Source organism: [Acidovorax] ebreus TPSY, assembly GCF_000022305.1.
Classification (GTDB): Bacteria; Pseudomonadota; Gammaproteobacteria; order Burkholderiales; family Burkholderiaceae_C; genus Diaphorobacter; species Diaphorobacter nitroreducens.
Genome location: NC_011992.1, coordinates 486,208 through 509,329, shown reverse-complemented (window position 1 = coordinate 509,329; position 23,122 = coordinate 486,208). Strand labels below are relative to the sequence as shown.

The 23,122-nt window shown below is 68.4% G+C and carries 22 protein-coding genes and 1 pseudogene; 15 read left to right on the top strand and 8 right to left on the bottom strand.

The features are described from left to right. Nucleotides 1-7 precede the first annotated feature (7 nt). Nucleotides 8-580: a Holliday junction branch migration protein RuvA gene (ruvA, locus tag DTPSY_RS02435; RefSeq protein ID WP_012655527.1), complete on the bottom strand. Its 573-nt coding sequence runs from the start codon at nucleotides 578-580 to the stop codon at nucleotides 8-10. Nucleotides 581-636: 56 nt separating this feature from the next. Between ruvA and DTPSY_RS02430 the strand changes: the two genes are divergently transcribed. From DTPSY_RS02430 to DTPSY_RS02420, 3 genes are all read left to right on the top strand, one after another. Beyond that, entirely contained in the window at nucleotides 637-1,590 is a 954-nt protein-coding gene (locus DTPSY_RS02430; protein WP_041838940.1) for a PhoH family protein, read from the top strand. Nucleotides 1,591-1,655: 65 nt separating this feature from the next. Beyond that, entirely contained in the window at nucleotides 1,656-2,114 is a 459-nt protein-coding gene (ybeY, locus tag DTPSY_RS02425) for an rRNA maturation RNase YbeY (protein ID WP_012655525.1), read from the top strand. Between the two features lie 175 nt (nucleotides 2,115-2,289). Further along, on the top strand, nucleotides 2,290-3,066 hold the full coding sequence (locus DTPSY_RS02420) for a sulfite exporter TauE/SafE family protein (RefSeq protein WP_011806797.1): 777 nt from the start codon (nucleotides 2,290-2,292) through the stop codon (nucleotides 3,064-3,066). Nucleotides 3,067-3,093: 27 nt separating this feature from the next. Here DTPSY_RS02420 and dbpA read toward each other — a convergent pair whose 3' ends face one another. Genes dbpA through DTPSY_RS02405 form a run of 3 tightly spaced genes read right to left on the bottom strand, consistent with a single transcriptional unit; the run spans nucleotide 3,094 to nucleotide 5,930 of the window. After that, a complete protein-coding gene (gene dbpA / locus DTPSY_RS02415) occupies nucleotides 3,094-4,503 on the bottom strand; it encodes an ATP-dependent RNA helicase DbpA (protein WP_012655524.1) in 1,410 nt (469 codons plus the stop codon). Between the two features lie 9 nt (nucleotides 4,504-4,512). Further along, complete coding sequence (gene dtd / locus DTPSY_RS02410) at nucleotides 4,513-4,974, bottom strand: D-aminoacyl-tRNA deacylase (protein WP_012655523.1); 462 nt, start codon at nucleotides 4,972-4,974, stop codon at nucleotides 4,513-4,515. Beyond that, on the bottom strand, nucleotides 4,971-5,930 hold the full coding sequence (locus DTPSY_RS02405; RefSeq protein ID WP_012655522.1) for a cation diffusion facilitator family transporter: 960 nt from the start codon (nucleotides 5,928-5,930) through the stop codon (nucleotides 4,971-4,973). Before DTPSY_RS02405 ends, dtd begins: the two co-directional genes overlap by 4 nt. A gap of 131 nt (nucleotides 5,931-6,061) precedes the next feature. On the opposite strand from DTPSY_RS02405, the gene DTPSY_RS02400 reads away from it, so the two are divergent. Together DTPSY_RS02400 and DTPSY_RS02395 are read left to right on the top strand one after the other, a co-directional pair. Continuing rightward, nucleotides 6,062-8,152 (top strand): putative bifunctional diguanylate cyclase/phosphodiesterase, encoded by a 2,091-nt coding sequence (locus DTPSY_RS02400; RefSeq protein WP_012655521.1) that lies wholly within the window; start codon nucleotides 6,062-6,064, stop codon nucleotides 8,150-8,152. Nucleotides 8,153-8,229: 77 nt separating this feature from the next. Beyond that, nucleotides 8,230-9,711 (top strand): AMP nucleosidase, encoded by a 1,482-nt coding sequence (locus DTPSY_RS02395; protein WP_012655520.1) that lies wholly within the window; start codon nucleotides 8,230-8,232, stop codon nucleotides 9,709-9,711. A 72-nt stretch (nucleotides 9,712-9,783) separates the two neighbouring features. Here DTPSY_RS02395 and DTPSY_RS02390 read toward each other — a convergent pair whose 3' ends face one another. Then, nucleotides 9,784-11,034, bottom strand: coding sequence for an MgtC/SapB family protein (locus tag DTPSY_RS02390; protein WP_238526561.1), 1,251 nt, complete (start codon nucleotides 11,032-11,034; stop codon nucleotides 9,784-9,786). Between the two features lie 178 nt (nucleotides 11,035-11,212). Here DTPSY_RS02390 and DTPSY_RS02385 point away from each other — a divergent pair. From DTPSY_RS02385 to DTPSY_RS02370, 4 genes and pseudogenes are all read left to right on the top strand, one after another. Further along, nucleotides 11,213-12,084: pseudogene (locus tag DTPSY_RS02385) on the top strand (ATP-binding cassette domain-containing protein). Between the two features lies 1 nt (nucleotide 12,085). Beyond that, complete coding sequence (locus tag DTPSY_RS02380; RefSeq protein WP_012655518.1) at nucleotides 12,086-12,895, top strand: ABC transporter permease; 810 nt, start codon at nucleotides 12,086-12,088, stop codon at nucleotides 12,893-12,895. Nucleotides 12,896-12,906: 11 nt separating this feature from the next. After that, nucleotides 12,907-13,398, top strand: coding sequence for a hypothetical protein (locus tag DTPSY_RS02375; RefSeq protein WP_012655517.1), 492 nt, complete (start codon nucleotides 12,907-12,909; stop codon nucleotides 13,396-13,398). Then, nucleotides 13,395-14,741, top strand: a complete 1,347-nt coding sequence (locus tag DTPSY_RS02370; protein WP_012655516.1) for a GAF domain-containing protein — start codon at nucleotides 13,395-13,397, stop codon at nucleotides 14,739-14,741. The genes DTPSY_RS02375 and DTPSY_RS02370 overlap by 4 nt, the downstream gene beginning before the upstream one ends. Nucleotides 14,742-14,760: 19 nt before the next feature. Here the strand turns inward: DTPSY_RS02370 and DTPSY_RS02365 are convergent, their stop codons facing one another. From DTPSY_RS02365 to DTPSY_RS02355, 3 genes are all read right to left on the bottom strand, one after another. Beyond that, nucleotides 14,761-15,195, bottom strand: a complete 435-nt coding sequence (locus tag DTPSY_RS02365) for a hypothetical protein (protein WP_012655515.1) — start codon at nucleotides 15,193-15,195, stop codon at nucleotides 14,761-14,763. After that, nucleotides 15,192-15,911 carry a hemerythrin domain-containing protein gene (locus DTPSY_RS02360; protein ID WP_012655514.1) on the bottom strand — a complete coding sequence of 240 codons (720 nt, stop codon included), beginning with the start codon at nucleotides 15,909-15,911 and terminating at the stop codon, nucleotides 15,192-15,194. Before DTPSY_RS02360 ends, DTPSY_RS02365 begins: the two co-directional genes overlap by 4 nt. A gap of 174 nt (nucleotides 15,912-16,085) precedes the next feature. Next, the gene (locus tag DTPSY_RS02355; protein ID WP_012655513.1) at nucleotides 16,086-17,681 is read right to left on the bottom strand and encodes a GMC family oxidoreductase; all 1,596 of its coding nucleotides are present in this window, start codon (nucleotides 17,679-17,681) and stop codon (nucleotides 16,086-16,088) included. Between the two features lie 112 nt (nucleotides 17,682-17,793). On the opposite strand from DTPSY_RS02355, the gene DTPSY_RS02350 reads away from it, so the two are divergent. The 6 genes from DTPSY_RS02350 to DTPSY_RS02325 all read left to right on the top strand — a co-directional run bounded on the left by DTPSY_RS02350 (nucleotide 17,794) and on the right by DTPSY_RS02325 (nucleotide 23,088). Next, entirely contained in the window at nucleotides 17,794-18,642 is an 849-nt protein-coding gene (locus DTPSY_RS02350) for a 3-hydroxybutyryl-CoA dehydrogenase (RefSeq protein ID WP_012655512.1), read from the top strand. A gap of 20 nt (nucleotides 18,643-18,662) precedes the next feature. Continuing rightward, nucleotides 18,663-19,463 carry an HpcH/HpaI aldolase family protein gene (locus DTPSY_RS02345; RefSeq protein ID WP_012655511.1) on the top strand — a complete coding sequence of 267 codons (801 nt, stop codon included), beginning with the start codon at nucleotides 18,663-18,665 and terminating at the stop codon, nucleotides 19,461-19,463. A 308-nt stretch (nucleotides 19,464-19,771) separates the two neighbouring features. Continuing rightward, a complete protein-coding gene (locus DTPSY_RS02340; protein WP_012655510.1) occupies nucleotides 19,772-20,239 on the top strand; it encodes a MarR family winged helix-turn-helix transcriptional regulator in 468 nt (155 codons plus the stop codon). A 61-nt stretch (nucleotides 20,240-20,300) separates the two neighbouring features. Next, the gene (locus DTPSY_RS02335) at nucleotides 20,301-20,717 is read left to right on the top strand and encodes an organic hydroperoxide resistance protein (protein ID WP_011803942.1); all 417 of its coding nucleotides are present in this window, start codon (nucleotides 20,301-20,303) and stop codon (nucleotides 20,715-20,717) included. Nucleotides 20,718-20,847: 130 nt separating this feature from the next. After that, the gene (locus DTPSY_RS02330) at nucleotides 20,848-21,606 is read left to right on the top strand and encodes a metallophosphoesterase family protein (protein WP_011803941.1); all 759 of its coding nucleotides are present in this window, start codon (nucleotides 20,848-20,850) and stop codon (nucleotides 21,604-21,606) included. Between the two features lie 42 nt (nucleotides 21,607-21,648). Then, on the top strand, nucleotides 21,649-23,088 hold the full coding sequence (locus DTPSY_RS02325) for a bifunctional serine/threonine-protein kinase/universal stress protein (RefSeq protein WP_012655509.1): 1,440 nt from the start codon (nucleotides 21,649-21,651) through the stop codon (nucleotides 23,086-23,088). Nucleotides 23,089-23,122 lie beyond the last annotated feature (34 nt).

Sequence of the window (23,122 nt, the reverse complement as noted above, 5' to 3'; positions counted from 1 at the left end):
GTAAGAACTATTTGGATAGCGATTTCAGCGCCAGCTTGATCCCCTCGCTCACTCCCACATCCGCCGGCAGCGCCTTGAGCGCAGCGGCGGCCTCCTTGTCGTTATAGCCCAGGGCCAGCAGCGCCTGCAGGATGTCGGCCTGGTTGTCGTTGGCCGCATGCGCGCGCACGCCGACGTCCGCGCCCAGCTTGCCTTTCAGCTCCAGCAGCAGCCGCTCGGCGGTTTTCTTGCCGATACCCGGCACTTTGACCAGGCGCCCTGCTTCCTGCAGCGAAACGGCCTGCGCCAGGTCCGCCACGCCCATGCCCGAGAGGATGGACAGCGCTGTGCGCGGCCCCACGCCGCTGATCTTGATGAGTTCGCGAAACGCCTGGCGCTCCTGCGCCGTACCAAAGCCGTACAGCAGCTGCGCATCCTCGCGCACGATGAACTGCGTGAGCAGGCTCACCCGCTCACCCACGGCGGGCAGGTTGTAGAAGGTGCTCATGCTGACCAGCACCTCGTAGCCCACGCCGTGGCAGTCCACCAGCACCTCGGGGGGGTTCTTTTCCAGCAGCGTGCCGGTCAATTTGCCTATCATGGATGTCCTTTGCCGCGCCGGACACCCGCCGCGGAACTTCGACCGGAATTATCAGCGTGATCCTGCGCCACACCTTCACCCCCCATAACAACACGCGCCTGACCCATCTGTGCGGCCCCGCCGATGTGCACCTGCGCACCATCGAGGCGGCGCTGCAGGTCTCCATCGCCCACCGGCACGAGCAGTTCAAAGTGGACGGCCCCAAGGCCAAGGCCACGCAAGCCATGGAGTTGCTGCAGGCGCTGTACGAGATGGCGGATCGCCCCATCAAGGAAGAACACCTGCAGCTCATGCTGGCCGGCGACGCCAGCATGCAGGGCGATGACGAAGCCAGCGCCATCCAGCTCACCACGCGCCGCGCCGACCTGCGCGCGCGCACGCCCACGCAGGCCACCTACCTGGAAAACATCGCCACGCACGACATCACCTTCGGCATCGGCCCGGCGGGCACCGGCAAGACGTACCTGGCCGTGGCCTGCGCGGTGGATGCGCTGGAGCGCAGCAGCGTGCAGCGCATCGTGCTCACCCGCCCGGCCGTGGAAGCTGGTGAGCGCCTGGGCTTCCTGCCGGGCGACCTGACGCAGAAGGTGGACCCGTACCTGCGCCCACTGTATGACGCGCTGTACGACCTGATGGGCTTTGACCGCGTGCAGAAGGCCTTCGAGCGCAATGCGCTCGAGATCGCGCCGCTGGCCTTCATGCGCGGGCGCACGCTGAACAATGCCTTCGTCATCCTCGACGAGGCGCAGAACACCACGCCCGAGCAAATGAAGATGTTCCTCACGCGCATCGGCTTCGGCGCGCGCGCGGTGGTCACAGGCGACGTGAGCCAGATCGACTTACCCAAGGGCGCGATGAGCGGCCTGATCGACGCCGAGCGGGTTTTGAAGCGCGTCAAGGGCATCGCCGTCACGCGCTTCACCAGCGCCGACGTGGTGCGCCACCCGCTGGTGGCGCGCATCGTGGATGCCTACGACGCGCAGCGCAGCCGCCGCGGCGCAGGCGAGTAGTCGCCGGCCAAAAGCTCATAAATTCGTAGCTACTCGCGCTTGATAGATAAGCGCTGGAGGCCAAAATGGCTTTGAACCAATTGTCCTTGTCCCTCCAATTTGCACGCGACGCGGAGGCCACCGCGCACCGCGCCACCCTGCCCCGCCACGCGGTTGCGCGCTGGATCCGCCACGCCCTGGCCGTAGATGCCGAGATCACGGTGCGCATCGTGGGCGCCGAGGAAGGCCAGCGCTTGAACCGCGAGTTCCGCCACAAGGACTACGCCACCAACGTGCTCACCTTCGACTACCAGCAAGAGCCCGTGGCCGTGGCCGATCTGGTGCTCTGCGCCCCCGTGGTCGAGCGCGAGGCCCGCGAGCAGAACAAGACGCTAGAGGAGCACTACGCTCACCTGCTGGTACACGGCACGCTGCACGCCCAGGGCTGGGACCACGAAACCAGCGAACAGGACGCGCAGGAAATGGAGGTCTACGAGACCGCCATCCTGCAAGAGTTGGGCTTCGCGGACCCCTACGCGGCATAACTGGCAGGCGGCGCGACCGCGCAGGCGCTCGCCACCGCGGGCGCCGGGGTGCGGAAAGCTGTTTTGCGCCCAGGTCACAAACGCGCCCGCCGGCGCGGCCTAAGATGCCGCGCGACCTGCGTCCTGCAGGTCCGCCTCTCACGCGGCGACCATCTCTTAAGGGAAGAACCCACGCATGGACATCCTGGGCTGGACGACCTCCATCGGCCACTTGGCACTTCTGCTCACCGCCGCATTCATCGCCGGTGCGCTCAACGCGGTAGCCGGCGGCGGCAGCTTCCTCACCCTGCCCGCGCTGGTGTTCACCGGCGTGCCGCCCGTGGTCGCCAACGCCACCGGCACTGTGGCCTTGCTGCCCGGCTACATGGCCGGTGCCTGGGGCTTTCGGGAAGACATGCAACCGCCGCCGGGCCTGTCGATGCGCGCCGTGGTCGTGCTGTCGCTCATCGGCGGCTCGGCCGGTGCGGCGCTACTGCTGTTCACGCCCGACGCCACCTTCCGCAAGGTCGTGCCCTGGCTGCTGCTGGCGGCCACGGCACTCTTCGCCTTTGGCCCGCAGCTGCGGCAATGGGCCGGCAAAGCCGGCCATGGCACGCCCTCGGCTCTGAAAGCCGGCGCGGGCATGCTGGCGGTGGCGGCCTACGGGGGCTATTTCAACGGGGGCCTGGGCATCCTGCTGCTGGCGCTGTTCGGGCTGCTGGGGCAGACGCAGCTCAACGCCATGAATGGCATGAAGAACCTCGTGTCGGCCCTGCTCACGGCGATTGCCGTGGCCATCTATGCCGCAGGCGGCATCGTGCTGTGGCCGCAGGCCCTGGTGATGATGGTGGCCGCCACGTTGGGCGGCTACGGCGGCGCGCGCGTGGCACGGCAACTGCCCGCGCCGGTACTGCGCTGGGGCATTGTGGCCACGGGGCTGGTGATGGCGGGGCTGTTCTTCCTAAAGGGCTGAACCCCGCCCCTCAAGGCCCCAGGCGCGCTACAGCAAGCGCGCCTTCACCATCTTGCCTTTGACGCGGCCGGCATTCAGCTTGGCGCAGGCCTGGGCCGCGATGGCGCGGTCCACGGCCACGTAGGTGGAAAAATCGTTGACGCTGATCTTGCCGATCTGCTCGCGCGCATAGCCGAAGTCGGCGCACATGGCGCCCATCACGTCGCCGGCGCGGATCTTGTCCCTGCGCCCGCCGATGATTTGGATGGTGCACATGGGTGGCTGCAGTTCGCCCCCTGCCGTGGGGGTGAGTTCATCCACCGGAAAGAACTCGCAGGCACGGCCTTGCAGCAATTCGATCTTGCCCACGCTGCCCATCTCATCCATGCTGACCAGGTTCAGCGCCAGCCCCTCGGCATCGCCGCGGCCCGTGCGGCCGATGCGGTGGATGTGCACCTCGGGATCGGGCGTCACATCGACGTTGATCACGGCCGAGAGGTCGGCAATATCGATGCCGCGCGCCGCCACGTCGGTGGCCACGAGCACGCTGCAGCTCTTGTTGGCAAACTGCACCAGCACCTCGTCACGCTCGCGCTGCTCCAACTCGCCAAACAGGGCGAGGGCACTGAATCCCTGGCTCTGCAGCGCAGTCACCACGTTACGGCACTGCTGCTTGGTATTGCAGAAGGCAATGCTCGACGCAGGGCGAAAGTGCGCGAGCATGCGCGCCACCACGTCGACCTTCTCGCGTGCATCCACCTCATACCAGCGCTGCGCGATCTTGCCTGCACCGTGCTGGGCGGCCACCTTCACCATCTGGGGCGCGCGCATGAAACGCTGTGCCAGTCCCGCAATGCCGTCGGGATAGGTGGCGGAGAACAGCAGGGTCTGGCGCTCGGCCGGACACTGGCGCACCACGGTCTCAATATCGGCCAGGAAGCCCATGTCCAGCATGCGGTCGGCCTCGTCAAGCACCAAGGTCTTGAGTTTGGCGATGTCGAGCTTGCCGCGCTCCATCAGGTCCATCACGCGGCCCGGCGTGCCCACCACGATGTGGGCACCGTTCTCCAGCGAAGCAATCTGGCCGCGCGAAGGCACGCCCCCATACACAGTGACGACCTTGATGTTGTCTTGCGCACGCGCCAAGCGGCGGATCTCGGTGGCCACCTGATCGGCCAGCTCGCGCGTGGGGCACAGCACCAGGCCCTGGACGGCGAACCAGCGCGGGTTCAGCCGATCGACCATGGCCAAGCCAAAGGCCGCTGTCTTGCCGCTGCCGGTGCTGGCCTGGGCGATCAGATCACGGCCCTGCAGGCTGAAAGGCAGGCTGGCGGCCTGGATGGGCGTCATCTGCGCATAGCCCAGCTGCTGCAGGTTGGCCAGCATTTCAGGGGACAGAGGCAGCGATGAGAAGGCGGTGGCGGACGGGGCAGGCGACGCGCCTGAAGAGATAGTCATGGTCGCCAATTATCCCGGCGCTATCCGCAGCGGAAGGGTCACCGGCCCGTCGTTGACCAGGTGCACCTGCATGTCGGCGGCAAAGCGGCCCGTGGCCACCATGGGGTGCACGGCGCGCGCCTGGGCGACGAAGTAGTCGTACAGCCGCTCCCCCTGCGCCGGCGGTGCCGCCTGCGTGAAGCTGGGCCGGTTGCCGCCGCGCGTGTCGGCGGCCAGGGTGAACTGGCTGACGATGAGCAGGCCGCCGCAGGTGCCCTGCCCGTCCAGGTCCTGCACGCTGCGGTTCATCTTTCCGGCCTCGTCGCTGAAGATGCGCAGCTTGAGCATTTTGGCCAGCAGCTTGTCGGCCTGCGCCTCGCTGTCGCCCTGCTCGGCGCACACCAGCGCCAGCAGCCCCGGGCCGATGCGGCCCACGATCTCGCCGGCCACTTCCACGCGCGCCTCGCGCACGCGCTGCAGCAGGCCGATCATGTGCCGGCTCCTCCCGGCGCGGCCGCCTCGGCGGTCTCGAACACCGTAGCCTGCCCTTCGGGCAGCAGTTCGATGGTGGCGCGCAGGCCGGGCACGGCCTGCATCAGGGCCTGCTCGACGGCGGTGCGCTGCTCGGCGGCGTGCCCCAGCGTCCAGTGCGCGGGCACATGCATGTGCAGATCCACGTAATTGCGCGCGCCGGCGCGGCGCGAGGTGAGGCTGTCGAAATACACCACCCCTGCGCTGGCGTGGTTGTGCTCGCCCAACACCGTGAACACGCGCGCCAGCAGGCCAGGTTCCATGGCTTCGTCCATGAGACCCTGCGAGGCGCGCCAGATCAGCGCGCCCCCTTCGCGCAGGATGTTCAACGCCACCGCGATCGCCACCAGCGGGTCCAGCCACAGCCAACCGGTGGCGCCAGCGGCCAGTAGCCCGCCCACCACGCCGATGGAGGTCCACACATCGGTCATCAGGTGCCGCGCATCGCCTTCCAGCGCCAGCGACCGGTGCACCTGCGCCGCGCGCAGCATGCCCCAGGCCAGCAGGCCGTTGCAGGCCGTGCTCAACAGCGACAGGCCCATGCCCCAGCCCAGTTGCTCCAGCGGCTGCGGGTGCATCAGCCGCAGCACGGCCGCCCAAAGGATGGCGATGCTGGCCCCCACGATGAGAATGCCCTCGAAGCCGGACGAGAAATATTCCGCCTTGTGGTGTCCGTAGGGGTGGTCCTCGTCCGCCGGGCGGCGCGCAATGGTCACCATGGCCAGCGCGAACATCGCGCCCGCCAGATTGACGAACGACTCCAGCGCATCCGACAGCAGGCCCACCGAGCCGCTGACCCACCAGGCCAGCGTTTTGAGCACGATGGTGAGCAGGGCTACGCCCACCGAGGCGCGCAGCAGGTTGTGGGGCGTCATCCACGCGGGAACGCTCAAGGGGCCGGAGGGTGCGGAAGGCATACAGCGATTATCCCACCGCCGTGCCGCCCTGCTGGCACACAAGCGCCCGGCGCGCCGCCGGACGCGCCTGCTCGCCAAAGGCCAGGCGTTGGGATATAAGCTCCGGGACCGACCGCCCACTGGCACTGGATATGCCCTCCCCTCGCCCCCCTGCCTCCCCCCCCCTGCCCGACCTGGGCCCCCGCGCCAGTGATGCGCTGCTGCGGCTCATCGCCGACTCGGTGCCCGTCATGCTGGCCTATTACGAATCGACCAGCCTGCGCTGCGTGTTCGCCAACCAGCGCTATGCCGCCTTCAGCGGGCAAACGGTGCAGAGCATCATCGGCAAGACGGTGCGCGAGGCGATCGGCGAAAAGGCCTGGCAGGAGATCCTGCCCTACGTGCAGCGCGCGCTGGCTGGGGAGAGCGTTCAGTACACCCGCGAATACGCCGGCCCGCAGGGGCGCGCGCATATGCTGGAGATCAGCCTGCAGCCGCACTTCGGGGTGCGCGAAGGACGCAACGCGATGGTGGGTGCATTCGTGCTCATCAACGACATCACCCACCACTGGGAGGCCGAGCGCGCCGTGCGCCAGAGCGAGGAGCGCATGCGCAAGTTCGCCATCGCTACCGAGGAGGGACTTGCCTTTCACCGCGACGGGCGCATTCTGGATGCCAACGAAGCGCTGCAGCGTATGGTCGGCTATTCGCTGGCCGAGCTCGTAGGCCAGTCCATCTTCGATTTCGCGCTGCCCGAGTACCGGGCGCTGGCCGTGGAATACACGCGCCGCGGCAGCGAGAAGCCCTACGAGCTCGCCATGCGCCACAAGGACGGCCGCGTGATCCCGATCGAGGTGGTGGGCAAGACCATGCCCCAGCAGGAGGGTGACTACCGCGTGGTGGTGGTGCGCGACATCACGGCGCGCAAGCAGGCGCAGGAGCAGGCGCGCTTCCTGGTGCTGCATGACACGCTGACCCAACTGCCCAACCGGCGCCACCTCATGATGCAGCTGGCACGCATGGCGAGTGCCGCGCAGGAGCGGCAGACCCGCGCCGCCGTGCTGTTCATCGACCTGGACCACTTCAAGACGGTCAACGAGTCGCTGGGAAACCAGGCCGGCGACCAGCTGCTGATCGAGATTGCGCGGCGCCTGCAGGACGGGGTGAAGGCCACCGACTTCGTCGCGCGCGTGGGCGGCGATCAATTCATCGTGCTGCTGCCCGACCTGGCCAACCGCGCCGCAGCGGCCGAAGTAGCCGATGCGCTGCTGGCGCGCGTGCGCGCCGAGTTCGCCATCGGGGGCACGCCGCTGTCGCTGTCACCCTCCATCGGCATCAGCGTCTTTCCGGACGACGGCTACAGCCCCGACGAGCTGCTGCGGCGCGCCGACGCGGCCATGCACCACACCAAGGAAAGCGGGCGGGGCACGCGCATGTTCTATGAACCGGGCATGGAAGGCCAACCCACGGAGCTGCTGCAGCAAGAGCACCTGCTGCGCGAGGCTGTGTTCCAAGGGGCCTTCGCACTGCACTACCAGCCCCAGGTGCGGGTGGCCGACGGCCGGCTGGTGGGCTTTGAGGCGCTGGTGCGTTGGCGACACCCGGTGCGCGGCCTCGTGGGGCCGGATGAGTTCATTCCGCTCGCCGAGTCGCGCGGTCTCATCACGCCCATTGGCCGCTGGGTGCTGCACGAAGCCTGTCGCCAGCTCAAGGCATGGCACGACGAAGGGCTGCCCCGGGTGCCGGTGGCGGTGAACCTCTCTGCCATCGAGTTCCGCCAGCGCGACGTGGTGGGCGAGATCGCCCAGGTGCTGCAGTCCGCGGGGCTCGCACCGCAGTACCTGGAGGTGGAGATCACCGAATCCGCCCTCATGCAGCAGGCCGACCACACGCGCACCACCCTGCAGGCCCTGCAGGCCCTGGGCGTTGCCGTAACGGTGGACGACTTCGGCACGGGCTACTCGTCGCTGGCCTACCTCAAACGCTACCCGCTGGACAAGATCAAGGTGGACCGCTCCTTCGTCACCGACACGCCTGCCGACAGCGAAGACGTGGCCATCGTCACCGCCATCATCCAGCTCGCGCACAGCCTGCAGCTGCAGCCCGTGGCCGAAGGCGTGGAGACCGCGGAGCAGCTCGCGCTGCTGCGGCGCCTGGGCTGCGAACTGGCGCAGGGCTTTGGCATCGCACCGCCCATGGATGCGCAGCGCGCCCGCGAGTGGCTGCGCGCCCAGGCCGAGTGAGCAGCCGGCCCGGCCCGGCGCCGTGCCCACGCTGACACATGCGGCGCGGACAATAGGCGGCGTGGACAATAGGCACCATGGCTCAGATCCCCGCACTTCCCGATCCCACCTTCCACGCGACCGAGACCGAGGCGCTGGCCCAGGTGCAGCGCATCTACCAGCAGCAGATCGACCATCTGCGCAGCGCCATGCAGCGCTTCGTGGCGGGAGAGACGCCCGCCGCACCCGTGCGCGCGTTCTATCCCTTCGTGCGCGTGCAGACCAGCACCGTGGCGCGCGCGCCCACGCACCTGGCCTATGGCTTCGTGGAGGGGCCGGGGCGCTACGAGACCACGCTCACGCGGCCTGACCTGTTCGCCGACTACTACACGGAGCAGCTGCGCCTGTTGCGCGCCAGCCACAACGTCGAGCTGGAAGTGGGCGTGAGCAATCAGCCCATCCCCATCCACTTCTCGTTCGCCGAGCACGACCACATCGAAGGCACGCTCAGCCCCGAGCGGCGCATGCTGATGCGCGACGTGTTCGACCTGCCCGACCTGGAGGCCATGGACGACGGCATTGCCAACGGCACCTGGTCGCCGCGCGCTGGCGAGGCGCAGCCGCTGTCGCTGTTTACCGCGCCGCGCGTGGACTATTCGCTGCACCGCCTGCGCCACTACACCGGCACGCAGCCCGAGTGGTTCCAGAACTTCGTGCTGTTCACCAATTACCAGTTCTACATCGACGAGTTCGTGCGCCTGGGCCATGCCGAGATGGCCAAGCCCGACAGCGAGTACATCGCCTTCATTGAGCCGGGCAACGTGGTCACGCGCCGCACGGGCCTGCCCGCGCAGGTCGGCGACGACCTGGGCGTGGCCCCGGCCCGCCTGCCGCAGATGCCCGCCTACCACCTCGTGCGCGCGGACCGCAGCGGCATCACCATGGTCAACATCGGCGTGGGCCCGAGCAACGCCAAGACCATCACCGACCACATCGCCGTGCTGCGCCCCCACGCCTGGATGATGCTGGGCCACTGCGCGGGCCTGCGCAACAGCCAGCAGCTGGGCGACTACGTGCTGGCCCACGCCTACGTGCGCGAGGACCATGTGCTGGACGAGGAGCTGCCGCTGTGGGTGCCCATCCCCGCGCTGGCCGAGATCCAGATGGCGCTGCAGCAGGCCGTGGCCGACGTGACGCAGATGCCGCAAGACCAGCTCAAGCGCATCATGCGCACCGGCACCGTGGCCAGCACCGACAACCGCAACTGGGAATTGCTGCCCGACAACATGCCCCAGCGCCGCTTCAGCCAAAGCCGCGCAGTGGCGCTGGACATGGAAAGCGCCACCATCGCCGCCAACGGTTTTCGCTTTCGCGTGCCCTACGGCACCCTGCTGTGCGTGAGCGACAAGCCGCTGCACGGCGAGATCAAGCTGCCCGGCATGGCCAACCATTTCTACCGCGAACGCGTGGACCAACATCTGCGCATCGGCATGCGCGCCATCGACATCCTGCGCGCGGGCGGCGTGCACCGGCTGCACAGCCGCAAGCTGCGCAGCTTTGCCGAGGTGGCGTTCCAGTAGCCGCAGCCATTGCTATTTCATCGATAGCTGCTCGCGCTTATCCCATAAGCGTTTGAGCCGCTTTTTATCAATTTAGAGTAGCAACAGCACCGCGACGAAGGCCAGCGTGTGCAGCACCACGCCGCCGCCGGCCGCCACGGCATAACGCCAGCCCCCGCTGACCAGGGCCGTCACGCATTTGCTGACGGCGTGCACGCTCAGCCCCGCCGCCAGCGCGCTCACCAGGCTGGGCCCCACGGGGTCCAGCGGCCGGCCCTGCGACATGATGGCCGCGGCGGCCGCATGGACGTCGGCCAGCGCCGCCACCAGAGCACCGGCCAGCAAGCCCGCGTCGCCCCACCAGCCGCGCAGTGCCTGCACCAGCACCTGCACAGCCGTGAGCAGCGCGGCGATCAGCAGCGCGTCGCGCAGCTTGAACAGCGCCGTGCCGTCCACGTCCGCCGGGGCCGGCGCCTCACCCGCGGGCATGCTGCGCAGCAGCGCCACCCCCCAGACCAGCGCCACCACCCCGCCCGCCAGGGCCGGCGCCCACAACCGCACCAGCCACTGGGGCTGCACGGTGGCCGCCACCACCAGGATCTGCGCCATGGTCGCCACGCACGACAGCACGGCCGCGCCCCCCTGCGCGCGCACGGGCTCGCGCCCCTCGCGCACGGCCACGCCCAGGCTGGCGATGGTGGCGGTGCTGGAGATGAAACCCGAGGCCAGCGCCGACAGGGCGTTCGCGCGGCGCGCGTCCATGAGCCGGCGCGCCAGATGCGCCAGCGCCTGGATCACCAGCAGCACCACCACCAGGCGCACTAGCACCTGGGGGTTCAGCGCCTCCCCCCACAGGGGCTGGTTGGGCGCCAGCGGCAATACCAGCAGCGCCAGCGCAGCCAGGATCAGCCCGCCCCGCACCTCGCCCTGGCGCAGCCACTCGCGCGAAAACTCGTGCAGCGCCTCACGCGCCGCCAGCAGGCTGGTGACGGCGACGGCCAGCCCCGCCGCCACGGGCAGGCTCTGCGTGCACAGCACGCCGATCAGGTAGGCCAGCAGCAGCGCGATCTCGGTGGTCACGCCGGGGTCTTCGGAGCGGTCGCGCGCATAGGCCACCACGCCCAGCAGCGCAATGAACACCGCGCCCACCGCCACCAGCGCCTCGCTGCCCAGCAGCGCCGCCGTCGCACCCGACACCGCCGCCAGCGTGAACGAGCGCACGCCCGCGAGCGCGCGCAACGGGCCCTGGCCCTTGCGCCGTTCGCGCTCGATACCCATCAGCAGGCCGCTGCCCAGGGCGCCCGCCAGAACGGCCAGCGTGTCCTGGAAGCCGGTTGTGTCCATGGTGTCCATCGTGGTTGGTTGGCTTTGACGATTGGACCATGGAAAGCGGGCATCCAAAGGGCGCCCCGCTCTCAGAAAACTCTGGTTTTGATAGCTATCAGCGCTTGTCAGTAAAGCGCCAGCGCCATTTTTCTCATAAACCTCTGCAATGGCGCGGTCTTCCCTCCACAATCGCGCCATGCAAGTGCTTCTGGAAGCCCGCGACCTGCGCAAGCGCTATGGCACCGCCACCGTGGTGGATGGACTGTCGTTCGCCATCGCTCCGGGGGAGTGCCTGGGCGTGATCGGCCCCAACGGCGCGGGCAAGACCACCACCCTGCGCATGTGCCTGGGCCTCACGGCGCCCGACGAGGGCAGCGTGCACTTTCACCCTGGCGGCGGCGCTGCGCCGCTCGCCATGCCGCAGGACGCGCTGGCCATCAAGGCCCAACTGGGCGTAGTCACGCAGTTCGACAGCCTGGACCCGGACTTCAGCTGCGCCGAAAACCTGCGCGTGTTCGGCCGCTACTTCGGCCTGAAGGGCGCGGCCATGGCACAGCGCATCGCGCCGCTGCTGGAGTTCGCCGCGCTCACGGCCAAGGCCGACGCGCGGCCGGGCGAACTGTCGGGGGGCATGCGCCGGCGCCTGTCGCTGGCGCGCGCCCTGGTCAACGACCCGCGCCTGCTGCTGCTGGACGAGCCCACCACCGGCCTGGACCCGCAGGCGCGCCACCTGATGTGGGAGCGGCTGCAGCAGCTGCTGCAGGGCGGCAAGGCGGCAAGGCCATCCTGCTGACGACGCACTTCATGGATGAGGCCGAGCACCTGGAACCCGACGTGGTCGAGGCCTACGGCCCCGGCGCGCTGGCACTGGCGCAGGATGCGCAGTTGCGTCCGCTGGCGCGGCGTGTGGAAGTCAGCGGCGAGACCGTGTTCTTCTACACGCAGGACGCTCGCCCGCTGCTGCAGGCGCTGTCGGCCCACGGCAGCCTGCGCACCCTGCACCGGCCCGCGAACCTGGAGGACCTGTTCCTCAAGCTCACCGGGCGTCAAATCCGCGAGGAAGGCTGACATGCCCACGCCCACCACGCCCAGCCCCTGGCGCGCGCCCGACCTGTCGACGCGCTGGTGGCCCGTGTTCCTGCGCAACCTGCTGGTGTGGCGCAAGCTGGCGGTGCCCAGCCTGCTGGGCAACATCGCCGAGCCGCTGATGTGGCTGGTGGCCTTCGGCTACGGCATGGGGGCGCTGGTGGGACAGGTGCAGGTGGGCGGGCAGAACGTGCCCTACATCCTGTTCCTGGCCAGCGGGTCGATCTGCATGAGCGCCATGAATGCGGCCAGCTTCGAAGCGCTGTACTCGGCCTTCTCGCGCATGCATGTGCAAAAGACCTGGGACGGCATCATGAACGCCCCCATCAGCCTGGACAGCGTGCTGCTGGCCGAGATGCTGTGGGCCGCATTCAAGGCGCTGTTCACCACCACCGCCATCCTGGGGGTGATGCTCGCGCTGGGCATCAGCTACAGCCCCAAGCTGATCGTGGCCTGGCCGGTGCTGCTGTGCGTGGGCATCATGTTTTCCAGCATCGCGCTCATCTTCAATGCGCTGGCCAAGGGCTATGACTTCTTCACCTATTACTTCACGCTGGTGCTCACGCCCATGATGTTCCTGTCGGGTGTTTTCTTCCCGCGCGAACAGCTGCCCACGGCCATACGCCTCGCCTCGGACTGGCTGCCACTCACCAACGCCGTGGAACTGGTGCGCCCCCTCTTCATGGACCAGTGGCCGCAGCACCCGCTGCGCCACGGCCTGGTGATCGCCGTGACCACCGTGGCCGCGTACTGGGTGGCCCTGGCGCTCACCCGCAAGCGCTTTCGCGCCTGAGCCTTTCACGCATGCCTACGCTTCTGAGCGCCGAATACATCGCCCTGGTGGACCGGGGCGTCTCCAGCATCGTGGCCTCTCGCGACACGCAGTTGCGCCCCAGCGTGATGCGCGCCGTAGGCGCGCGCATCAGCACCAACGGCCAGCGCATCACGGTCTTCCTGCGGCGAAGCCAGTCACGACAGCTTCTGGCCGACATTGCCACCACCGGCCACATTGCCGTGGTCTTCAGTGACCCGCCCTCGCACCGCACGGTGCAGGTCAAGGCCACCGCCGCCGTGCAACGTGCCGTGCTGCCGGCCGACGAGCCCGCGCTGCAAAGCTACCTGTCCGCCATGCAGCATGCCGTGGCCCAGGTGGGCTATGGACCGCAGTACACCGCGGCCATGCTGAATGCACCACGGGACGATCTGGTGGCAGTGGAGTTTTCGCCCGAAGCCGCGTTCGACCAGACCCCCGGCCCGCATGCCGGCGAACCGTTGCGCAAGGAGCGCCAGCCGTGAACGTGCCGCCCACCCTGCGCTCCATCCGCGCCTGCCTGGAGGGCGCGATTCCTGCCATCATGGCCACCTGCGCCCCCGACGGCACGCCCAACGTGGCCTACATCTCACAGGTGGTCTACGTCGATGAGCAGCATGTGGCCCTGTCGTTCCAGTTCTTCAACAAGACGCGCGCCAACATCCTCGCCAACCCCTATGCCAGCGTACTGGTGCTGGACCCCGTGACAGCACGCTGCTTTCGCCTGCACCTGCGCTTCTTGCGCACGGAGGCGGAAGGCGCACTGTTCGAGCGCATGCGCGCGCAGCTGGCGGGCATCGCCTCGCACAACGGCATGGCGGGCGTCTTCGAACTCAAGGGATCGGATGTCTACGCCGTCGAGCGCATCGAACCCGTGCCCGGAGAAGGACTGGCACCCAGCCCCGCGCAACTGCCGCGCGCCGATCTGCTGGGCGCCGTGCGCCTGTGCAGCCAGCGCCTGGCGCGCTGCACCACGCTCGACGAGCTGCTACAGACACTGCTGGCGGGCCTGCACCAGCATCTGCACGTGCAGCATGCGATGGTGCTCATGCTGGATGCGCAAGCGGGCCACCTGTACACCGTGGCAAGCCATGGCTACACACATTCGGGCGTGGGCTCGGAGATCAAGCTGGGCCAGGGCGTGATAGGCGTGGCCGCGCGCGAAGCCACGCCGGTACGCATCAGCCACATGACCCATGCCGCGCTGTACAGCCATGCCATGCGCAGCAGCCTGGGACAGAGCGCGCCCGCGCACGAAATTCCCTACCCGGGCCTGCCCACACCGCACAGCCAGCTGGCCGTGCCTCTGTTGAGCTGCGGCCGCACCCTGGGTGTGCTGTTCGTGGAAAGCCCGCTGGACCTGCAGTTCCGCTACCCCGAGGAAGATGCGCTGGTGGCGCTGGCAGGACAGCTGGCCACCGCGATCGACCTGCTGCAGTCGGCCGACGAAGCCACGGAGGCATCGCAAGAAGCCGCGCCCGCGCCGGCACCGCGGGGGGCGCCCGTGCGGGTGCGGCATTTCGCGGTGAACGACAGCGTGTTCGTCGATGACACCTACCTTATCAAGGGCGTGGCGGGCGCGATCCTGTGGAAGCTGCTGCGCGACCATGAGCGCACCGGACGGCAGGACTTCAGCAACCGCGAACTGCGCCTGGACCCCAGCCTGCGCCTGCCGGGCGTGGCCGACAACCTGGAGGCGCGCCTGCTGTTGCTGCAGCGCCGGCTGCAGGAAAGCGACACCGGCATCCATATCGACAAGACCGGCCGTGGGCGGCTGAGGCTGCGGCTGGACGCTCCTGTGCAGTTGGAAGAGATGGCCGGCAGTTGAAGGTCGCGCCGCCGCGCGCTCACTTGATTGGCCGCCGGCGCAGCAACTCGATGTTGGCGCGCTGCTCTGGGGTGAAGGATGCCAGCGCGCTGGTGCGCGAAGCCTTGTCAGTCAGCGATTCCATGGCGAGGAACATGCCCGCGTGCAGTGCGGCATACACCGCCGTGGCGTACTCGATACTGCTGACCCGGTGGCGGGCCAGCAAGGCACGGATGCGCGGATCCGCATCCAGCTGACGCGCCAGCTCCTGAACGGACTGCGCGTCCGGCTCGTCGTCGTCGCCGGGACGTGCGGCTTCTGGCGACGCAGCCTGCAGTGCCTCCATACGCTCCAGCAACTGGGGCGTGAGCCGAAAACGTTCGGGGGGCGGGGGGCCCGCAGCCAGGGTACTCGCGCTGGCCATGCAAAGCCAGAATGCAGCCAGGGTATGGCGGCGCAGCAACCCATGGCTCATCGCGCAAGCTCCAAAGCACGTGCCAGCTTGCCCCACTCGCCATTCGACAGGTGCGGACGCATGACACTCAATGCCGTGTCAAAGATGCCGGGAGGCGCATTGCGCCGCATGTCACCGAGCACCATGGCCCGCTCGCTCGGGGTCATGCTGGGCAGCATCCAGCGCAGCGTGACGAGCATCTCGTCCGCCGGTATCGACGCGATCAGCGCACCCTCGATGGCAGCCAGTTCCGCGTCGCTGTAATGCGCCCAGAGCACCGCGTTGTGCGCCGTCTCCTCCAACTGCATGTGCTCGAAGTTGTGTGCCACGAACAGCGCCAGCTGCTGGTACAGCGCGTGAGCCACGCGCGCTCGCCGCTCGCGCGGGCATTGCATGAGCTGCTGCGCCGCATCCGCCAGCGCCGCAATTGCCTGGCCATGTCCATCGTGCTCCTGCTCAACTGCGGCGGTGCTGCCAGGTGCATGGCGCTCCATGGCAGGGTGCACGAAAGTGTTTTCGTGGTGCAGGTGCGAGCGGCAGAAGCTCAGCAGCTGCAGCACGCGTGCGCCAGCCTGGGACAGTTCGAGGTCGTCCTCGGCGTCCACACGACCCAGGCCCAAGAGTGTGTCGAACATATAGGCGCGCAAGGCCTTGTGGATGAAGGCATAGATATCCATGCGCGGTGCGGCAGCGTCGGCCTGCGCGAGCGCGGTGATTTCCTGAGGGTTGAATTGCATCGTCGGTTCCGGTTCTTGTGGTGTTGCGGCTTGGGAGCCGCGCCTTCCCATGCGGCACATCGTGTGTCTCATAGGTGCTGTGCAGTCTAGGAACGGTGCAGCGCGCGTGCTGCTAAAAAACGCTTATGCGAACCCTCAAAATTTCTTAAGCGCGCACTGCCGAACCGGAGCGCGTCATGCAGCCTGGCGCAGCAAGTCCACCGCGCGCTCGGCAATCATCACCGTGGGTGCATTCGTGTTGCCGCTCACAATGCGCGGCATGATGGATGCGTCCACCACACGCAGAGCCTGCAGGCCATGCACACGCAGTTGGGCATCCACCACGTCCAGCGGACCGCAGCCCATGCGGCACGTGCCCACGGGGTGGTAGATGGTGTCGGCCCAGTCGCGGATGAACTGCTCGATCTGTGCATCGCTTTGCGCACGGGACGAATGGGGCAGTTCACGCGCGCCCAGGCTGGCCAGGGCGGGCTGCGCCAAGATCTCGCGCATGCGCCGCACGCCGCGCACCATGCGTTGCATGTCGTCGGGATCACTGAAGAATGCCGGGTCCACCAGCGGAGCGGCCGCCGGGTCGGCGCTGGCCAGCGTCACCCGGCCGCGGCTTCGGGGCTGCAGCAGGCATACATGGCAGGAATAGCCATGGCCCCATGTGGCCCGCCGGCCGTGGTCCAGCAGCTTGCCGACCACGAAGTGCAGCTGCAGGTCGGGCAACGGCTCCTCGGGGCGACTCTTGATGAAGCCTCCAGCCTCGGCGAAGTTGGTGGTCAGCATGCCGCTGCGGTGCGCACGCCACTCCCGCACGCCGCGCAGCACGTTCAGCGCCCCGGGCAGCGACAGGCCGAAGAGGTCCGTCAACCGCGGTGCGTCCATCACCTGCACCACGTCGGGATGGTCGTGCAGATGCGCGCCCACGCCCGGCAAATCGTGCACCACGCCAATGCCGTGGCTCTGCAACTGCGCGCCCGGCCCCACACCCGAGAGCATGAGCAATTGCGGCGATAGCAGCGCCCCCGCCGACAGCAGCACCTCACGCGTGGCGCGCACCTGCTGCGTCTGGCCGCCTCGGCGGTATTCCACGCCCGTGGCGCGCCGGCCCGCAAACAGGATGCGCGTGGCCTGCGCGCCGGTCACCACCTGCAGATTGGTCCGGCCCAGGTGGGGCGTGAGGTAGGCCTTGGCCACGCTGAAGCGTTCGCCCGCCCGGTGCGTGACCTGGTAGAGACCCACGCCCTCCAGTTGCGCGCCGTTGAAGTCGTCATTGCGTGGATGGCCAGCCTGCACGCCGGCTTCGACGAAGGCGCGGCTGGCACGCTGCGGCGACTGCAGGTCCGCCACATTCAGCGGCCCGTCCGCGCCGTGCCAGGCGCTTGCACCGCGCTCGTTGTGCTCGGCCCGGAGAAAGTACGGCAGCACGTCGTTCCAGCCCCAGCCTGCATTGCCGGCCGCAGCCCAGTGGTCGTAGTCGCTGGCGTGGCCGCGCGCGTAGATCATGGCGTTGACCGAGCTGGAACCACCCAGCACCTTGCCGCGCGGCTGGTAGCCCCGACGCCCGCCCAGGCCCGCCTGCGGCGTGGTGTGCAGCCCCCAGTTGAAGGCGCCGCTGCGCGCCATGGCGGCCAGCCCCGCCGGGCAATGGATGAGCACACTGGCATCGCTGCCGCCCGCCTCCAACAGGCACACGCGCACCGTGGGGTCCTCGCTCAGCCGCCCCGCCAGCACGCAGCCCGCCGAGCCGCCCCCGATCACGACATAGTCGAACTCACGCATGCAGTGTCCCCTCGTTGTATGGCGATGCTGCAACGCAGCAGCAGACGCGCGATTGCCGATACCATCACGGCATCGTTTTTTTCTCACCGCTACACTTTCAAGGGACATTTATATGACGATTTCGACCGTTGGCATCATCGGGGCGGGCACCATGGGCAACGGCATTGCCCAGGCATGCGCTGTGTCGGGCATCAATGTGGTGATGGTGGACATCTCCGACGCCGCCGTGCAAAAGGGCGTGGCCACCGTAGCGGGTAGCCTGGACCGCCTGATCAAGAAAGAAAAGATCACCGAAGCCGACAAGAGCGCCGCCCTCGCGCGCATCAAAACCTCCACCAGCTACGACGACCTGAAGGCCGCCCAGATCGTGATCGAGGCCGCCACCGAGAACTACGAACTCAAGCTCAAGATCCTCAAGCAGGCGGACGCGCTGGTGGCGCCCGAAGTGATCATTGCGTCCAACACCTCTTCGATCTCCATCACCAAGCTGGCCGCCGCCACGTCGCGCGCCGACCGGTTCATCGGCATGCATTTCTTCAACCCCGTGCCGATGATGGCGCTGGTGGAGATCATTCGCGGCCTGCAGACTTCCGACGCCACGCACGACGCGGTGAAGCAGCTCTCCGAGCGCCTGGGCAAGTCGCCCATCACCGTGAAGAACGCCCCCGGCTTCGTGGTCAACCGCATCCTGGTGCCCATGATCAACGAGGCCTTCTTCGTGCTGGCAGAGGGCCTGGCAACGCCCGAGGACATCGACGCCGGCATGAAGCTCGGCTGCAACCAGCCCATCGGCCCGCTGGCGCTGGCCGACATGATCGGCCTGGACGTGTGCCTGGCCGTGATGGACGTGTACCTGACCGAGTTCGGCGACAGCAAGTACCGCCCCTGCCCGCTGCTCAAGGAGATGGTGGCCGCCGGCCGCCTGGGCCGCAAGACCGGCCGCGGCGTGTACCAATACTGACCTGACCCAGACCACCTGCCATGCCCGTTCGCAACCCCTTCAAGCACGCACTGGCCGGCGGTCAGGCGCAGATCGGTATCTGGTCCACCCTGCCATCACCCCTGGTCACCGAGCTGATCGCGGGATCGGGCTTTGACTGGGTGCTGCTGGACACGGAACACACGCCCAGCGACGTACCGCTCATGGTGCAGCAGCTGCAGGCCGTGGCCGCCGGCTGCCGGGACCATACGCACGGCGTGGTGCGCCCGGCCTGGAACGACCCGGTGCTGATCAAGCGCTACCTGGACATTGGCGCGCAAACGCTGCTGCTGCCCTTTGTGCAGAACGCGGACGAGGCGCGCGCCGCCGTGGCCGCCATGCGCTACGCGCCGCGCGGCATCCGCGGCATGGGCGGCTCCATGCGCGCCTCGGACTTCGGCCGCGACGCGGCCTATGTACGCGATGCGGAGAACGAGCTCTGCCTGCTGGTGCAGGTGGAGACGGCCGAGGCGCTGGAGCAGATTGAGGCCATCGCCGCGGTGGAGGGCGTGGACGGCATCTTCATCGGCCCGGCCGACCTGTCCGCCAGCATGGGCTTCCCGGGTGATGCCAACCACCCCACGGTGCGCGCCGCGATCGACGACGCGATTCGCCGCATCCGCGCGGCCGGCAAGGCGCCCGGCATCCTCGTGGTGGACGAAGCCCGGGCGCGCGAATGCCTGGCCCTGGGCGCGCAGTTCGTGGCCGTGGGCATGGACATGCTCCTGCTGCGCCAGGCCGCGGACGGGCTGGCCGCGCGCTTCCGGCCAGGCGCACGCGGGCCCGTGACCACAGCCTACTGAGTCCTGCCACCCCTCTCCAGACGGAGCGGGCTCCCTCGCGTCCAAGCCTCCGGGCCTGGATGTGTGCAAGACCTCCCCGTCCCACACGGCCCGTGGGAAATCCCCTGAAAGCAGCCCACACAAGATAGAGCGACTGCAAGCCCAGCTCATCTGGAACTGCGCACGATGGTCCTGTGGGTAGAGCACCATTCCATGGGCTGACCTTCACCATCACATCCCTGCTGGTATGACGTGCAATATCCCTTCTCTTTTCCATGGAACCATCAATTAAATTGCGATCAATTTAATTGCTGGCAATAATAGAGCCCATGCCCTCCCCCAACACCGTCACTCCACCCAGCCCGCCCGAACTACTGCTGGACAACCAACTGTGCTTCGCGCTGTATTCCGCGTCGTTGGCCATGACCAAGCTCTACAAGCCGCTGCTCGACACCCTGGGCCTGACCTATCCGCAGTACCTGGTGATGTTGGCGCTGTGGGAGCGTGACGGGCTCACCGTCTCCGAGCTGGGCGAGCGCCTGTTCCTCGACTCCGGCACGCTCACACCGCTGCTCAAGCGCCTGGAATCCGCAGGTTTGCTGGCGAGGCTGCGCGACGTGCAGGACGAGCGCCGCGTGCGCATCACGCTCACCGGCCAGGGGCGTGCGCTGCGTGATGGCGCCCAGCCCATCCCGCACTGCGTCCTGGCCCGCGCGCAGTGCACACCCGCCGACATTGGCGCCCTGACCGCGCAGCTCCATGGGCTGCGCGACCGGCTCGCGCAGCCGCAGGCCTGACACCGTTTTCCCTCATGCCCCCGTTGGCGGGGCCTTTGTTCCACTCTGAAAGGATGCACCCATGACCACGCTCGACAAGGTTCTCTACACCGCCCGCGCCCACACCACCGGCGGGCGCGACGGCGCATCGCGCAGCGATGACGGACGGCTGCAGGTCCAGCTGTCCTCGCCCGGCGGCAGCGGCACGGGCACCAACCCCGAGCAGCTTTTCGCCGCCGGCTACTCGGCCTGCTTCATCGGCGCCATCAAGGCCGTCGCCGCGAAGCAAAAGCTGACCCTGCCCCAGGACTTGGCCATCGACGCCGAGGTGGACCTGGGCACGATCCCCAATGCCTACGGCATCGCCGCACGCCTGAAGGTGCACCTGCCCGGCATGGACCGCGCCCAGGCGCAGCAGTTGGTCAACGACGCGCACCAGGTCTGCCCCTACTCCAACGCCACACGCGGCAACATCGACGTGACGCTGACCCTGGCCTGAGGCACCGTAGCGGGCGGCGCTGTTCTCCGCGTTTTCCCTAGTCAGGCGGGATACCCATTGCAAGCGAGCGCTCAGCTTCCGGGTTCATCATGCGCGGTCTGTCCCCCGCTTCGCCTGCATTGCCCGCGCCATGAAGATCGCCCTGCTGTCCGACATCCACGCCAACCTGCCCGCCTTCGACGCTTGCCTGGAGCATGCGCGAGCGCACGGTGCACAGCAGTTCGCGCTGCTGGGCGACCTGGTGGGCTATGGCGCGGACCCCGGCCCGGTGCTCGACCGGGCCATGCAACTGGCCGCCGCGGGCGCACTGTGCGTGCGCGGCAACCATGACGCGGCCGCCCTCGCCCCGCCCGCCGTTGCCCAGAACCTGGGCGACCAGAGCGCACAGTGGACCCATCCGCACTTGGACGAGCGCCAGCGTGCCTTCCTGGCCGGCCTGCCGCTGACCGAGCGCCTGGGGCCCGACGCGCTGCTGGTGCACGCCAGCGCCGACGGCCCCGAGCGCTGGCACTACATCACCGACAGCAACGCCGCCGAGCGCTGCATGACCGCCGCCACGCGCATCGACCCGGCCATCCGCTACGTCTTCTGCGGCCACGTGCATGAGCAGGCGCTGTACTTCCTCACGCCCACCGCCAAGCTGATGCGCTTTTCGCCCCAGCCGGGCGTGCCCGTGCCCGTGCCGCCGCACCGCCAGTGGCTGGCCATCGCCGGCTCGTGCGGCCAGCCGCGCGATGGCGACACGCGCGCCATGTATGCCCTGTTCGACCCGGACGCCGCCACCATCACCTTCCAGCGCGTGGCCTACAACCATGCTGCCGCCGCGGCCGCCGTGCGCGCCAGCGGTCTGCCCACGTTCTTTGCCGACCGGCTGGAGCGCGGGCGCTGAGCCCGCCTTTTCCACCCTTCAGGACCAGACACACCACCGCCCATGAAGCTGCTCACGCCCGGCACCGAGATCGACGGCTTCGTGGTGCATGAGTGCATCCACGCGGGCGGCATGGCGCACATCTACCGCGTGGGCTATGCCAATGCGTCGCGCGACCCGGGCTTTCCCATGGCCATGAAGATCCCGCGCATGACGGCAGGCGACGGGGCCGAGAACATCGTGGGTTTCGAGGTCGAGCTGACCATCCTGCCCACGCTGTCGGGCCACCACGCGCCGCGCTTCGTGGCGGCGGGTGACCTGATGCGGCTGCCCTACCTGGTCATGGAATACGTGCAAGGCGATACGCTGCAGCATTGGCTGGACGATCGCCCGCCGGGCGACACCGCTGCGCGCAGTGCGGAGACCATCGCCCGCATCGGCGGCGCCATGGCGCTGGCCGCGCACAGCATCCACCAGCAGAACGTCTGCCACCTGGACCTGAAGCCCGCCAACGTGCTGCTGCGCCCCGACGGCAGCGTGGTGCTGCTGGACTTCGGCCTGTCCTGCCACGCGCACTACCCCGACCTGCTGGCCGAGGAAATGCGCCAGGCCGTGGGTTCACCCACCTGGATCGCGCCCGAGCAGGTGGTGGGCGTGCGCGGCGACCTGCGCAGCGACATCTTCGCGATCGGCGTCATGCTCTACGAGATGGCCACGGGCGAACTGCCTTTCGGCTCGCCCACCACACAGGGCGGCATGCGCCAGCGCCTGTGGATGACACCCGCGCCGCCGCGCCAGTACCGCCCCGACCTGCCCGAGTGGCTGCAGGAGGTGATCCTGCGTTGTCTGGAACCCGAAGCCGCGCAGCGCTACCCTTCGGCCGCGCACTTGGCCTTTGACCTGGCCAACCCCGACCAAGTGCCCATCACCGAGCGCGGCCGGCGCCTGCGCGGGCCCGGCGTGGGCGCGCACTTCAAGCGTTGGATCAAGGCTGCGGGCATGCACTACCAGCCCAGCCCGCTGCCCGCGCGCCAGATCGCCGAGGTGCCCATCCTCATGGTGGCCGTGCCGCACGACGACGTGACGGACGCCACGCTGTACTCCTTGCGCGAAGCGGTTGCCCGTTCGCTGGGCATACGCCCCGGCGCGCGGCTGGCCTGCGTGACGGTGATCTCGCCCTCGGCCAGCAGCACGTCCGACAGCACGCGCAGCGAGACCATGCTGCACCGCACGCACCTGGCGCGGCTCAAGCAGTGGGCGGCGGGGCTGGACCTGTCGCGCCACAGCGCCAGCTACCACGTGCTGGAGGCCAGCGACGTGGCCCAGGCCCTGGTCCGCTATGCCGAGGGCAACCGCGTGAGCATGATGATCCTGGGGGCGGCGACGCACGGGCTGCAGTTGCAGCGCTTCATCGACACCGTGCCCATCCGCGTGGCGCGGGATGCCCCCTGCACCGTCATCCTGGTCAAGCAGCAACTGCCTTTCGACGCGCTGGGCCAGTGACCCCGCGGGGCTGCCGCAAGCGTGACAATCACGC

What these genes read in the sequence shown, in the direction of transcription:
- dtd (WP_012655523.1), bottom strand. Translation starts at nt 4,974, where the DNA reads ATGATCGGCCTGCTGCAGCGCGTGCGCGAGGCGCGCGTGGAAGTGGCC.
- DTPSY_RS02325 (WP_012655509.1), top strand. Translation starts at nt 21,649, where the DNA reads ATGAAGCTGCTCACGCCCGGCACCGAGATCGACGGCTTCGTGGTGCAT.
- ybeY (WP_012655525.1), top strand. Translation starts at nt 1,656, where the DNA reads ATGGCTTTGAACCAATTGTCCTTGTCCCTCCAATTTGCACGCGACGCG.
- dbpA (WP_012655524.1), bottom strand. Translation starts at nt 4,503, where the DNA reads ATGACTATCTCTTCAGGCGCGTCGCCTGCCCCGTCCGCCACCGCCTTC.
- DTPSY_RS02330 (WP_011803941.1), top strand. Translation starts at nt 20,848, where the DNA reads ATGAAGATCGCCCTGCTGTCCGACATCCACGCCAACCTGCCCGCCTTC.
- DTPSY_RS02420 (WP_011806797.1), top strand. Translation starts at nt 2,290, where the DNA reads ATGGACATCCTGGGCTGGACGACCTCCATCGGCCACTTGGCACTTCTG.
- DTPSY_RS02400 (WP_012655521.1), top strand. Translation starts at nt 6,062, where the DNA reads ATGCCCTCCCCTCGCCCCCCTGCCTCCCCCCCCCTGCCCGACCTGGGC.
- DTPSY_RS02345 (WP_012655511.1), top strand. Translation starts at nt 18,663, where the DNA reads ATGCCCGTTCGCAACCCCTTCAAGCACGCACTGGCCGGCGGTCAGGCG.
- DTPSY_RS02350 (WP_012655512.1), top strand. Translation starts at nt 17,794, where the DNA reads ATGACGATTTCGACCGTTGGCATCATCGGGGCGGGCACCATGGGCAAC.
- DTPSY_RS02355 (WP_012655513.1), bottom strand. Translation starts at nt 17,681, where the DNA reads ATGCGTGAGTTCGACTATGTCGTGATCGGGGGCGGCTCGGCGGGCTGC.
- DTPSY_RS02340 (WP_012655510.1), top strand. Translation starts at nt 19,772, where the DNA reads ATGCCCTCCCCCAACACCGTCACTCCACCCAGCCCGCCCGAACTACTG.
- DTPSY_RS02405 (WP_012655522.1), bottom strand. Translation starts at nt 5,930, where the DNA reads ATGCCTTCCGCACCCTCCGGCCCCTTGAGCGTTCCCGCGTGGATGACG.
- DTPSY_RS02335 (WP_011803942.1), top strand. Translation starts at nt 20,301, where the DNA reads ATGACCACGCTCGACAAGGTTCTCTACACCGCCCGCGCCCACACCACC.
- DTPSY_RS02360 (WP_012655514.1), bottom strand. Translation starts at nt 15,911, where the DNA reads ATGCAATTCAACCCTCAGGAAATCACCGCGCTCGCGCAGGCCGACGCT.
- ruvA (WP_012655527.1), bottom strand. Translation starts at nt 580, where the DNA reads ATGATAGGCAAATTGACCGGCACGCTGCTGGAAAAGAACCCCCCCGAG.
- DTPSY_RS02390 (WP_238526561.1), bottom strand. Translation starts at nt 11,034, where the DNA reads ATGGACACAACCGGCTTCCAGGACACGCTGGCCGTTCTGGCGGGCGCC.
- DTPSY_RS02380 (WP_012655518.1), top strand. Translation starts at nt 12,086, where the DNA reads ATGCCCACGCCCACCACGCCCAGCCCCTGGCGCGCGCCCGACCTGTCG.
- DTPSY_RS02395 (WP_012655520.1), top strand. Translation starts at nt 8,230, where the DNA reads ATGGCTCAGATCCCCGCACTTCCCGATCCCACCTTCCACGCGACCGAG.
- DTPSY_RS02375 (WP_012655517.1), top strand. Translation starts at nt 12,907, where the DNA reads ATGCCTACGCTTCTGAGCGCCGAATACATCGCCCTGGTGGACCGGGGC.
- DTPSY_RS02365 (WP_012655515.1), bottom strand. Translation starts at nt 15,195, where the DNA reads ATGAGCCATGGGTTGCTGCGCCGCCATACCCTGGCTGCATTCTGGCTT.